The sequence below is a fragment of the Ruminococcus hominis genome (genome assembly GCF_014287355.1).
In the GTDB taxonomy this organism is placed as follows: Bacteria; Bacillota; Clostridia; order Lachnospirales; family Lachnospiraceae; genus Schaedlerella; species Schaedlerella hominis.
On record NZ_JACOPE010000001.1, the window covers coordinates 2,438,081 to 2,451,757 of the forward strand.

The following is a 13,677-nucleotide window of genomic DNA, read 5'->3' on the forward strand; positions in this document are numbered from 1 at the left end:
TGCTTGATCTCCTGTTTTTCACCATATGCTTTTCCATCACTGTAGTAAATGTGGATATTTCTTTTTTTCGCATCCCCTTCGTATAACAGGTTCCTGACAGTTGTTCCATACAGATCATAACGATCAATATTTTTTATTCCTCACTAGCCCTAAAATTTGTTTAGGGGAGATTTTTTCGGAAGTTCAGAAACAATATACCGCAGAATCCATTTCACATCAAAACATCGTAGATACCACTTCAATGCTATTTCAAAAACGAAAGTTGATTGAATATTCTTGCAGCCCAAAATCAGCACCCCAATATAGAAATCGAAGTTTCGTTACTCGGAAATTGCTTTTTCTATAAGAATATTAATCAAGACCTTGCCGCAACTACGACATATAGCAGTCTTTATCAATATTCTCATAGAAATTATGATTCAATATGCATAAACGTGAATCTCAAAAGTGATTTCCATATTATCGAACAGATGATGGAAACTTATCCGGAATATACTATTCCCCTATATTATAAGCATATTTTCGACTGGCGCAAACGACCATTGTTCACACAAACTATTCAATCATATACATCGCAATTTTTTTTGCATGAATTTGAGTTGTATCAAAAATCGGAACATCCATGAAATTTTGTTGAATTAGCAATCCTATTTCTGTACACCCAAGTATTACACCAGTTTCTTTTCCTTTACAGTACTTATATATTATTTTTTTGTATTGTTCTTTAGAATTATTGGTTATAATACCCCTACATAATTCTGCAAAAATGATATCATGTACCAATTGTCGCTCCTCTAAACTAGGGATAATAATATTTACTCCATTTTTATAAAATCGCTCCTTATTAAACGATTCTTCCATTGTAAATCTTGTTCCTAACAGCAGCCCTTCAGACATTCCCTCTCTTTTCATCTCCTCCACTGTAGCGTCAACAATGTGAACAATAGGTAAGTTTACCTTCTTTTTTATAGCCGGAAGACATTTATGCATCGTATTAGAACATATACCGATAAAATCTGCACCTGCATTTTCAAGGCTTTCCGCTGCATTTGCTAATAACTCATTCGATTTGTCCCAATTTCCTTTTGATATTGTTGATTCAATCTCATAGAAATTTATACTATGTAAAATGCAATCTGCAGAGTATAATCCGCCTAATTGTTGCCCGATTACCTCATTTATTATTTTATAATACGGCACCGTACTTTCCCAGCTCATGCCTCCTATTAAACCTGCTTTTTTCATGAGCATTCTATTCCTTTCTTTATAATCTCATAAATTATATATTATTTGTTTGGGCAAATTGCAAAACATCTAACAGGGAACCCCGTTCCATTTGTCTGCTTTACAAAAATACAGAATATAATAGCTCCTCTTTCCGGAATTTTATCCAGATTTGTAAGCATCTCAATTTGATATCTGTCTTGTTTCAAGACATAACATTCCGCTTGGAAATAACGCTGTTCTTTGCAAAATGGTGGATCTGTATCAAATGTTTCATGTCCAATTGCAGTAACATCTCTTTTTTCAATTAAATATTTTACAGCCTCTAAACTCCAGCCAGGATAATGCTGTTCTCCGTATTCATCCATATTTTGAAACTTTTCCTGACTAGGCCACCTTTTTCCCCAATCGCTCCTCATCGCAACAAAAGCTCCCTTTGGAATTTTTCCATAAATCTTTTCATAATCATGAATATCATCTAGCGATAATGCATAATCACTATTCATTTTAACCTTATCACTACAATTAATTACGCATAATGGCAATACACATTCCTTAATATCAATTTTTTCCAAGGTGCGTCCATTTACATCAGCATGACCTGGTACATCTACATGTGTTCCATATTGCCCTGGAAACGAATATTGATATGCTCTTACTGGATATTCACCAAATTCCAATTTAATCTCTTTCCTCAATGACTCAAAACCTGGCCATCTTGGTGTGTTTTCACCAAATTCATGTGACAAATCAATCCATTTCATCTGCTTCAGCTCATTCAATAAACTCAACAACTCCATTTTCATCTCCCTTAATTATTAATCTTGAAAACATTTTGTTATCTTCTTACAAAGAGTACATGCGTTTTCCTTATTTTCCGTGCAGGTTATGTGATTACCCTTTATCATTTCTACGCTCATATCGTCCAAACAAGTATTTTTCCAAAATGCCAAAGTTTCTTCGTCATTATCTGGAATAAAACTAGTTGATTCCTCTGCTAATAAAAAACGTATATTTCCTGCATAAACTTCAGGCACAAACTGAGCCGCCTTAAAACTTTGTTTATACGCCGCAAATAAATCAATACACATATCTACAGGGAACTGGTTTTCTGCTTTTTCTAAAGCCATTTTCGAATATAATTCAAATCTTTGTCGTTTTTCCATACAATCTAATTTAAGCAGTATTTTTTTCAGATTTATATATTCATCAGGTAAGTACTGTATGGATCTCGATGGGATTTCTTTTTTAAATTCATTATATAAATATAGAACTGCTTTATATAATTCCTCATTGCTTATTTCTCCCAAACCCAGTTGTGATATTTCAATACCCAAACTTGGTAAAAACGTGATTTCCATTAACAATTCATCTTCTAACTGATATTGAATCGGGTGACTGTCGATTAAAACAAGGTCAAATATTTCTAACCCCCTTTCCATTAATCTTCTAGCTATTTCTACTGCAATAAGTCCACTTATACAATATCCAATAATTTGTATTTTTTTCTTGTTTAATCCAATAATTAAATTCACATATTCATCGGCTAGAATTTCAATCAAATTATCTGGATTCATTTCGCAATACCGTTTGCTATTCTTTATCGCTATTCCGGCAATCGTTCCTTTATTATCTAGTCTCATATATTCTATCAAGTATCGGAAACAATTCATTGTTCCAAATCCTGCATGCAATAATACCTGCAAAGTATCATTTTTATTCTCATGAAAAATATTAATTGTTCCGATTCCATCATTCTTTATATTTTGAACCAATTTTTTATCTGGCATACTATAATTTTCAATATACTGATAAAGGGATAGAACATCAGGATGGTTTAATAATTGGCGAAGTAACACATCAAAAGGTATTTCATTTTTCGTATAATTATTTCTTATCTTACTTGCCATTTGTGCCATTATCAATGAATCAACTCCATAATCATACAAATTATCTTGTAGTTGAATTTCAGAATTATGCAGTGCTTCCCTCCACATCAAAAGTAATTCATTTGCCGAATTATTATCAACACTCATTCCCTCCATGTGCTTTTGCATTTCTTCAATACTATAGTTCTCATCTATTCTTTTTCTATCTATCTTTCCATTAAACGTCAATGGAAATGAATCCCAAACTACTATTTTTTTTGGTATCATATATTGAGGTAAATGCATTTTTAAATATATCAATATATCCGCTTCAGAAGCATTACTTCCATTATGAAACACAACCGCTGCAACCAACAGTTTATTCTTGATTACTGACACAACCGCTTGATAAATCGGTTCATAATTGCATAATATTGATTCTATTTCACCTAGTTCTATCCTATAGCCATTTATTTTAACCTGCATATCTTCTCGGCCCAAGAATTCAATTTCTCCACCTAATAGATATCGCCCCTTATCTCCTGTTCTATAAAATCGTTCTCCTCCTTTAACAATAAATTTTTGAGCAGTTAAATCAGAGCTATTCATATATCCCTTGGCTAATCCTATGCCTCCTATAAACAAATCACCTTTGACACCGATAGGACAATCCCTCATATTTTCATCCCAAATATAAAGTGTTTGATTTGATAAAGGTTTTCCATATGGAATACTCTTCTTATATTGTTCATTTATATTACATTCATGATAGACAGACCAAATGGATGCTTCAGTAGCACCACCTAAACTTATTATTCTTGTATCCGGTAAAAATTCGTAAATTCGAGCAGGTAAATCAATGGGTATCCAATCACCGGATAGTAAAATATTTCTCAAGGAACTTATTCTTTTACATCCCTTAGCTTCTTCATTCACAAACAATATTTGCATCAGTGCAGGAACACTATTCCAAATTGTCACCCCATAATGATTTATTAATTCAGCCCACCTTTCAGGATTTACTGTATCATCATCAGGAATAACTAATGTTGCACCCGCAATTAAGCAACCAAACATATCATAAATCGATAAATCAAAATTCATTTTTGATATAGCAATAAAAACATCATTTTCCGTTATAGATAACCGTTCATTCATATCAAGAATGGTATTCATAACTGATTCATGACTAATTTCTACACCTTTGGGTTCACCTGTAGACCCTGATGTATATATTACATAAGCACTTTGTGTGTTTTCTAGCAATTTCGCTGATTCTATTATTTTTTGATCCCTGAATAATTCATCAACATAAACAACATCTTGTACTTCTATACTTTCAGTTAAAGGAATATCTAGCACAATTATGTGGATATTTGAATTTTGTATAATTTTCCGTTTTCGCTCACTAGGCAAATCACTTGAAATGGGTACAAAAATTGCGCCTGTACAAAGAATTCCTATCGCTGCTATTACTTGGAACGCAGACTTATTTACCATTATTCCTACATAGTCTCCAACCTTACAGTTCTTTTTTTCTAATTCGCTTTTTATAACCATTGCATATTCAAGGGTCTCTTGATAGGTAAAAGATCGTTCCTTATCTACTAACGCTATTTTATTAGGATTGTTTCTACATGAATATATGATACCTTCTTCAATACGATATAGTTCTCTTTTTACCGCGGTATTATTTACACTATTTCGCACTTGCTTTTGCCATTCTGGTAATTCCACTATATCTTCCTGTGTCCAAAAACACTCCTTCTCCATCTTATCGATCTGTTTTCCAAAAAGGAAAAACATATCTTCTACCAAACCATCCGGAAAAATCCCTTCTCTTACATCCCAAAATATCCTTAATCCCTCTAAATCATCCATTACTTGACAGTCTATGAATACTTGAGGTGTTTGACTAACTCCAAACTCATTCATTCGCCCCACAAAGTTACTTTCCAATGTTTTTCCAACTAATCCTACCGCACTTGTAAATACATATGGCATCAGTGCCTTGTCAATCCCTTTTTCTTTATTTAGTTCTCTTAATACTTTTATTCCGGAAAATGCTTTATGATCCAAATTATCAAATAATTGTTTTTGTAGTATCCTTGCACTTTCTACAAAAGTATCAGTTTCCAAATTGAAGCACTCCAACACACACAGTTCTGTAAAATCCCCCACAATATTCTCTAAGTCAGAATGCAGATTGTTTCTGTTCATCATTGTTAAGTTCAATGAAAAATCCTTATTACTACTCCACATTCTGATGATCTGTACATAAACTTGTAAAACAGCTACTGTTGGTGTAATTCCATATTTTTTTGAATATGCAACAACTTTTTCCCATGAATCCCTATTCAGAGAATGACTAAAATGCTTGAATCTATTGGAGTCATAAGCCTGCTCTACGGTCGGCAAACAGGGGGCTTCTGGTATCCTTTCAATTTTACTCTTCCAAAACTCTAAATCACGATAAAATGCTACACTTTCCTTTTCAGCCAGCAAGAAATCTACATATCTTCTAAATGAACTATTTAAAATAGGCAAAGTTTTCTTTCCAAAATAGATATCCTCAAATTCCTTTACCAAAAGCCATATACTTGTCCAGTCTGCTACCATCATCTCTACGGATAAAAATAAAATATCATTCTTTTTTTCTCTGCTTATGACGCCGACATCAAATAATGGTGCTTTATAAATATTATATTGCTTATTTCCAAATTTTTCTCTGACCATGCTCAGAATCTGATCCTCAGTTTCATTTGTTGTATCCCAAAATGTCACAATATTCTTTGGAACTATTTCAGAAATAATCTGCTTTTTATCCGCAGTTATTTCCATACGCAGCATTTCATGTCTTTCAAGTAATTCATTCCAGACATTCTGAACTTGATTAAAATCTAAACAACTATATTCTATTTCAAAATATATATGGCATCCTACGTTGCCATACGAAAAGCACTCTTCTCGTCCCATCAAATATGCAGCTTGAGTATCTGTTAATGGGAAGGATTTACTTTCATAGATACCCATAGAATTCCACTTTTCTGTAGTATCATTCAATAAAAGCTTTATAATCTCCGATTTATTTTCCTTCAAAAAATCAAGAATTTCTTTATTTATTTTATCCTTTGGAGCTTCATATGATAATTTAAGACCATCTGTTTTTAAGATGATATTTTTCTTCTCTAAATCTACTATCTTTTTTGATATGCTTTCCATTCTTACACCTCTACTGCCTTTATGAGAACATTGCAAATTTTAATACTATTAGAAAGTCCCTCTATTCCAATCTCACAAATATGTGTATCTCTACCTTTAATCAATTGAATTCTATCGTCATCTTTTACAAGTTTAAACAGTTCTTTATATTCCTGTTTTCCCACCTCGATTTTTATATAAGCTATCTTTTTTGCACCATTTTGATGCACTGTTTCTAAGGATTTTTGCCTAGGTTCATATCTTGAAACTATAAACGGCAGTTTGACATTTCGAGGAATAAAATAACTATAATTAGCATATTTGCCTTTGCAATTTTTTCTTTTCCAGTGTAATGTTTTTGGAGCTACGTTAATACCCATATCTTTTACATACTTCTTTATGCTCTCGATATCAACAATAGTTTTCTTATTTTTCCTCACTATTTTTGTCATATTGTCGTTATCGTCTTCTAAGGCAAAATCACACCACATATTTTTAGCACTAAACCAACGCCACCATTTTTTTGCTGGTACAGTGCCATACACAAGCTGCATAGCAACAACTAATGGTGCAAATTTTCGCTTTATACAAAACACTTCTAAGAAGGCTTCATCTCCAAACCAAATAAAAAAATTATTCTCCTTACCAGGTAAACCACCCCATTCAATTGTGAAACCCATTTCCTCCACTTGTTTCGCAACTTCATATAAATTATCAACCCTACACGAAATATGACTTAACTTTAACATGTTATTTCCTCCCTATAATTAATTTTTGCTGTAGAACACTTAACATATCACTATCATCAGGAACGATATCAACTATTTCAAAATTACTCTTTTCTAAAATATCTATCCATTGTTTCTCATTAAAAAAAGTTTGATTATTTAGATATCTCATATCAACAGGCTTTGTCATCATAAAAACTTGTGAAATCTGAAGTTCCAAAAGTTCCTCTACCGGTTCAGCGATAAAAATAATTCCTCCTTTTTTTAATACTTTCCATATATTACTAATAGTGAATTCTGTATCTAATGCATTATTTAACATCCCTGATGCTACCACAATGTCCACAGAATCTTGATCTATTCCTTGTCCAGAAAAATCTTGATCTATATCTAGTATTTGATATTCCACATTGGGAAAAACTGAGAATTTATCTTGTGCCGCATTTAAAAAATATGACGAAAGATCAGTAAAAATGTACTTCACATCTACCCCAACTTTTTTCAAGATTAGCTCAGTGCTAGCTCCTGTTCCTGCTCCAATTTCTAAAATTGTCATACCAGGATTGTAGAAATGGAAAATCTTGTCACTAATAATATGGTTTAAATATCTTGCTATAAGGGTGTTTGTATAAAAATCTTCCGCAACATCCATCTTTCCCTCTGTAAAGAGCAAATATGTCGCATTAAGATTATCTGCAAGCAATTCCTCTAAATGTTTCGCATTTCTGTAATAGTAGTCAATCACAACAGAATCTGATAAAGTTCCAATCCAAGTTCTCTTTGCTTCTTTCCACGCCTCTTCTACATCTAAAGCACATAATTCTATTCTACTTATTGCACAATTGTTTTCTTGCCCTATCATGTGGTTATCTATCAATGCTTTTATCCAACGATCTATAACATATGAAAAGTCTTTCTTTCCCCTCTCTGAGATATATGGTTTCTTAACTTCCAATATATCTCCCACAAAAACTTTTTCTTCACTTTTCAAGGTAAATAACATAGAATATAGGCATGCCTTATCAAGCTTATGCTTGATTTCAAGTATTTTTTTTCTGTTTAGATTAGAAAATATAGATGCAAAATCACACTTTTGTATATTTTTTTTATAAATAAATTCTTGTATTCTATCAATGGTATTTTCCTCATAAGAGCATACACTTTTTTCCCTTGGATAACCAATATTTTTCATTACTTCATGCCATTGCTTTGATTGATATAATTGCTTTTGTATGTTAGAATTGTACGCTTTATCATAGATAATATAATCACCAGCTATAACTACTTGTTTTATTATAGCCTCCCCCCATTTGTTCCAAAAAATATCGTAATATTTACTTCCTTCGCTAATTATAACAACATTACTTTTATCAAATTCCTTGCAATTTTTTTCTTCATAATTAAAATCAGGTGGTATGACAAAACGTGAATACCATAAAATTGGCCCTGCTGGATCTTCTAACTGTAGTTCTCCACTTTTAAATCCTACCTGCATTTTATAAAATAAATAAAAGAAATTATCCGGATCATCAGAATTAACTTCATTATGAATTTTTAAAATACACGGAATATCATTAATCCTACAATACAGAATATCAAATGGACCAATGTCAGTAATTACTTGTTCAATAACAAATGGCCGAGCATAATCCGTTAAATCAAACAATATGCTCAATACCGAATATAGAATCTGATGACCGCATTCTACATTTATGTATTCGACATACTCTTCTTTTTTCAAATGGTTTACCAAATCAATAAAAGATTGTGTAGCATCAATATATCTATATAAATTACTAACTCCCATAAAGCATTTTTGCTTTTTTGCAATAACATAACACTCTTTTAATTCTTTATAATGAATAGGTTGCTCATGCAAAACGCTTATTCCTTTTTGTAAAAGTTCCTTTGATAACTGGATACCTTCCCCTCCCATTACACCAGCTCGTACAATTACACAGGCCAAATCAATACCAGAGGGAAGTTCAGAAACTGATGTATACAGTGGAATATTATATTTGGTAGAACATTCTAAAGAATGTTGTCCACCTTTCCCTAAAATTCCGACAACATCAACTAAATCTTTTCGCCTTAATAATACTTGCAAATATACTTCTCCAAATTTTGCCCCAACCACAATAACTTTTAATCTTTTCATCATATATCTCCCACGACTATCGACTCTTCTACATTTTGCAGCATACTCTGTTCGACCTTTGATACCATTTCTTGTATATTTGCACTATCAAATATCTGTGCTATCGAAATATTAGAATTAAATCTTTTCTGTATACTATTTTTAAATTTTATAGCACGCAAAGAGTCACCTCCGAGTTGAAAAAAGTTGTCTTCCATAAAAACTTCATTTTGCTTCAATATATCTTTTAATATATTGACTATTTCAATCTCAATATATGTTGTAGCCGTTGTCCCATCTTTTCTTCCAAATTTGCATTCTTTTAAATACGAAAAAACTTTTTTCCGATCTAATTTTCCATTCTTAGATAGCGGCAATACATCCATTTCTACAAAAAACTCTGGAATCATGTAATTAGGCAATTTTTTCTTCAATATTTTTTTTATTTCACTTTCAAACATTTCCTCTAGTTCTTTCTTATTTTCCCATATAAACATAACCTTTTTATCCATTGTTCCATAATTCTTGGTAGCTATTTCCTGCAGTCCAGCTTTTATTGCAGATTCCCTCCATTTTTGTTTATCAAACAATAATTCTTCATTCTCTGATCGTTCATCTGTGTAATTATTAAAATTATTTTCTAAAAGACCTATTACTACGTTGAAAAAGCAACTGTTCCTCGTAGGTTCAACACTTATTAGAAGCCCTCCGCTTTTTAAAACTTTTCTAATTACCTTAAAAGCTTCATCAATATTATTTGCACAATGAATTGATTGATATGCTACAACTATGTCGTATTTGCTCTTCCCACATCTATAAGAAAACAATTCATTATTAATATCTAAATCAATACATTCTATCTCAAAAGCAACATTATCTACTTTACCCATTTCACTATTTTTGGGAGACAGATAAGTATATTTCTCTATATATGAGCCTAATTCAAAACTCACATTATTAACGATAGATTTGCTATAACCTCCAATCTCTAAAATATTAATTTTTCTATTATTCTCCTCACTCATCTGTTTTATTATGTTTTTTATTCCCGCAATGTAATCTTGACCCTGTTCAAACAATTCATTCAATTTATCAGGTCTAAGATCATATTTATTAGGTTCTAGAGTGTAAGTACCTTCTAAGCACCCTTGGATAATCTTTCTAATAACATCTTCACTATTAATTACAAGTTCGTATATTTGCTTTAAAATAATGTTGCTATCAGATAGATCTTGTATATATTTTACAATGCTATCTCGGATATCAATCAGATTACCCGGGCAGTAATATTTTTGTTCAATAAAGCGAATACTTCCTGTTTTTACTAACATATTTAACCATATCCCAAACAATTTTTTATAATGAGTATCAATTTTACATATTTTGCACAAATCGTTATATGTGTAATACAACCCATTTTCAATAAAACACTTTTCATAGATTAAAATATCAACAATTATAATTATCCCTAAATCATCTAGCACTTTTTCCAGTTCGTCCGTTATATATTCTTCATTATCAATTAAAAATCTTTTTTGATCATTAATTTCACTTTCCTTCGAATAAAAAAAGGCTATTAATTTCCCCTTATTACTTATTACAATTGATTCATCTATGCCATCTATAGATTTTATGCTCGTTTCTATTTCTCCCAATTCTATCCTATGTCCACGTATTTTCACTTGAAAATCTTCTCTTCCCAGAAATTCAATCGTTCCATCCTCCCAAAATCTACCTTTATCTCCAGTCCTATACCATACCGTTCCAGAATCTTCCACAAATTTTTGACGTACTAATTCCTCATCACCTCTATAAGTACCTACTCCATCACCGCCTATCCAAAGTTCTCCTTCTACCCAGAATGGAACATCTCTTCTCCTAAAATCCATAACTCTGTATGATTGCCCTGAAAGTGGACGTCCATATGGAATTGATTGCCAATTTGAAGGAAGTGGTAACTTTACTTCAATATAATTTGACCAAATACTTGCTTCTGTCGCACCACCCATAGCAATAAATTTGCAGTCTGAAGTAGAACCCGCCAAGCGTTGTGGCAGATCCATCCCTATCCAATCACCTGATAATAATACTGTTTTTAATGGCAATTTCACTTTTTTTTCTTCCGCACATATTAATAGCATATCCAACAAAATTGGTACCGAATTCCATATTGTTACCTGATATCTAATTACAAGTTGCAGCCAATACTCAGCATCCCTACTTTTCTCTTCTGGAATCATAACCAAAGTTCCGCCTGTTCCAAGTATGCCAAATAAATCATATACAGATAAATCAAAGTCGAGAGCCGATACTCCGAGTAATACATCATTTCCGGTAATCTTGATGCGCCTATTAACATCTTTTATTGTATTCCACGCTCCTTTATGCCGTATCTCTGCACCTTTAGGAATCCCTGTTGTTCCTGACGTCATAATAATATAAGCCGCATCTTCTGGTGTAACTTTCGGAAGATCTTCTGTTTTTTCTTTAAGTAGAATATCCTCTATTAACCATACAATAGTATTTTTCGGCCAAGTTAAGGTAGCATAATGCCTCTTATCAGTAATGACATACTGTATTCCTGTTTTTTCATGTATAAGTTTTCTTCTTTCTTCTGGTTGAGATGTCGTGACCGGAACATATAAATTACAAGAAGTTAATATTCCAAGGGCCGCTACAGCTTGACGCCAGCCCCTTCCAGTCGATATTGCAATTGGTTGATCCTTAATATTTTTATCTATTAAAAAAGCCGCAACAGATAAAGCTTTTTCTGACAATTCACCATAAGAAAGTGTTATATCTTCTCCAGTATCAATTATTGCCACTTTCGCTGATACAGTATTTGCAATATTAAAAAAATCCGAATGAATACAATCAGGTTTATACAATCTTCTTATTTTCTTCTGTTCCTCAACAAATTGTTTTTGTCTTTCCGGAAACACATCAAATCTCTGATTCCAGTCTTTCTTTCCTAATTCATGCAGAAGAATCTCAAAACTCTCCAACATATCCGGAATCATATTCTCCGGGAATAACTCATCCACGCTGTCCCATGTAAGCTGTACACCATTTTCATCTTCATAACTCTGAAAATCATTCCACACCTGCGGCGTCTGGGAGATCATATAAGAAAACTGCCCCAATTCTTTCCGGAAGGTATCATTTACCAACGGCGTTCCCAGATTGCAGGCAAAAACAACCGGCGCCACCGCCGACGCGTCCCCATACATCTGTGCAAGGTCTCTCTGGACTTGTACGCCGGAATATGCCGTATACTTCATATCCTCATGAAGCTGCCTCTGAATCCTGTCCAACAATTCCGCAAAAGTCGGATTTTCTTCGCAGTTAATCTCCAGCAATAACAGAGTAGTAAAATCTGCTATTACTTCCTCTAACCCCTGCTGCTCTGTTTTCCGGTTAAAAAATGGAATATTAATAAGGAAACGATGATTCCTGCTCCACCGTTCCAAAACCGTCGCATATGCAGTAAGAAGAACCATTGCCGGAGTTGTCTGGTATTCCTTTGCCCGTACTTGCAGATGAGCCCACTCTTCCTTGCCAATCCTTACAATCCTGCGGTTGAATACAGTCTTTGTCACTTCCTGCGGCCGTTTTGCCAGTGGCAGGCCTGGCCCTTTCGGCAAATGCTCCAAGCGTTTTTTCCAGTATCCTTCTGCATTGTTTTTCTCTTCCTTATCTTCCTCTTTCTGCCGTTCCAGATAAGAAGCAAAATTCCACCCTTTTGATTCTGCCGGAAGGCTTTCTCCGCGATAGGCAGCCGCCAAATCCCTCAATAAGATCTGCAGACTCTGTACATCAGCAACCAGAAGCGCCATGTCCACATGAAGGCGTGCCTTATTTTCAGGAAAAAGCGTAAGCTCTATTCCTGCTACTTCGCCTTCCTCAATCTTTAACTTCCGATGGGATAAACGTTCTCTGACAGATACTGCCATTGCCTCTGCTTCCTCAGATGACATCCGGGAAAAATCATGAACCTTTATTTTTTCACAATACGGCTTATCCAGGATTTTCTGTGTCCCATCTTCCAGAAAGCAGGCACGCAACATGGGATGATGATACTGCAGCACATTCCATGCTTTTTCCAGACGCTCCGGATCTATATTTTCCCCATCAAACTCTAAATACGCATGACAGTCTATTCCTCCAAGAGCCTGTTCTTCATCCCTGCCAACCCAATATGCATACTGTACGTCTGTTAAAGGAAACGGCTGTTTCATATCCTTTTCCGGCGTTATCTTAGATTCTTGCGCCCGTTTTTTGCCCGCTTTTTTCTTTATGCTGCGCTGGATCAGCGCCCACCAGCCTTCAAGGGTAGGATTTTCCATCAATGAACCGAATGAAACCTTAACCCCCTGTTTTCTCCACTGGTTTACCAGACGCATAATCGTCAGGGATGAAAGCCCAAGCTCCAGCAGATTTTCGGAATCCCCCAAATCTCTGGCTACCGGCAGCTTTTGTTTGATCTGTTCCTTTATCTCTATATATTCCATGATTCTGT

6 protein-coding genes are annotated in these 13,677 nt (G+C 33.9%); all 6 read right to left on the reverse strand.

Annotation, left to right across the window (positions count from 1 at the left end; genetic code table 11):
* Positions 1 to 555 precede the first annotated feature (555 nt).
* Genes H8S40_RS10850 through H8S40_RS10875 form a run of 6 tightly spaced genes read right to left on the reverse strand, consistent with a single transcriptional unit; the run spans position 556 to position 13,669 of the window.
* Complete coding sequence (locus H8S40_RS10850) at positions 556 to 1,245, reverse strand: aspartate/glutamate racemase family protein (RefSeq protein WP_161286439.1); 690 nt, start codon at positions 1,243 to 1,245, stop codon at positions 556 to 558.
* Positions 1,246 to 1,286: 41 nt separating this feature from the next.
* The gene (locus tag H8S40_RS10855) at positions 1,287 to 2,024 is read right to left on the reverse strand and encodes a cyclase family protein (RefSeq protein WP_243164889.1); all 738 of its coding nucleotides are present in this window, start codon (positions 2,022 to 2,024) and stop codon (positions 1,287 to 1,289) included.
* A gap of 18 nt (positions 2,025 to 2,042) precedes the next feature.
* Complete coding sequence (locus H8S40_RS10860; protein WP_186582094.1) at positions 2,043 to 6,314, reverse strand: non-ribosomal peptide synthetase; 4,272 nt, start codon at positions 6,312 to 6,314, stop codon at positions 2,043 to 2,045.
* Between the two features lie 2 nt (positions 6,315 to 6,316).
* Positions 6,317 to 7,042: a VOC family protein gene (locus H8S40_RS10865; RefSeq protein WP_186582095.1), complete on the reverse strand. Its 726-nt coding sequence runs from the start codon at positions 7,040 to 7,042 to the stop codon at positions 6,317 to 6,319.
* A 1-nt stretch (position 7,043) separates the two neighbouring features.
* The gene (locus H8S40_RS10870; protein ID WP_186582096.1) at positions 7,044 to 9,179 is read right to left on the reverse strand and encodes a bifunctional Gfo/Idh/MocA family oxidoreductase/class I SAM-dependent methyltransferase; all 2,136 of its coding nucleotides are present in this window, start codon (positions 9,177 to 9,179) and stop codon (positions 7,044 to 7,046) included.
* Complete coding sequence (locus H8S40_RS10875) at positions 9,179 to 13,669, reverse strand: non-ribosomal peptide synthetase (protein WP_186865246.1); 4,491 nt, start codon at positions 13,667 to 13,669, stop codon at positions 9,179 to 9,181. The genes H8S40_RS10870 and H8S40_RS10875 overlap by 1 nt, the downstream gene beginning before the upstream one ends.
* Positions 13,670 to 13,677: the final 8 nt, after the last annotated feature.

Bases quoted from the DNA above. Each gene is read 5' to 3' on its own strand.
- H8S40_RS10850 (WP_161286439.1), bottom strand. From the start codon at position 1,245: ATGAAAAAAGCAGGTTTAATAGGAGGCATGAGCTGGGAAAGTACGGTG.
- H8S40_RS10855 (WP_243164889.1), bottom strand. From the start codon at position 2,024: ATGGAGTTGTTGAGTTTATTGAATGAGCTGAAGCAGATGAAATGGATT.
- H8S40_RS10860 (WP_186582094.1), bottom strand. From the start codon at position 6,314: ATGGAAAGCATATCAAAAAAGATAGTAGATTTAGAGAAGAAAAATATC.
- H8S40_RS10865 (WP_186582095.1), bottom strand. From the start codon at position 7,042: ATGTTAAAGTTAAGTCATATTTCGTGTAGGGTTGATAATTTATATGAA.
- H8S40_RS10870 (WP_186582096.1), bottom strand. From the start codon at position 9,179: ATGAAAAGATTAAAAGTTATTGTGGTTGGGGCAAAATTTGGAGAAGTA.
- H8S40_RS10875 (WP_186865246.1), bottom strand. From the start codon at position 13,669: ATGGAATATATAGAGATAAAGGAACAGATCAAACAAAAGCTGCCGGTA.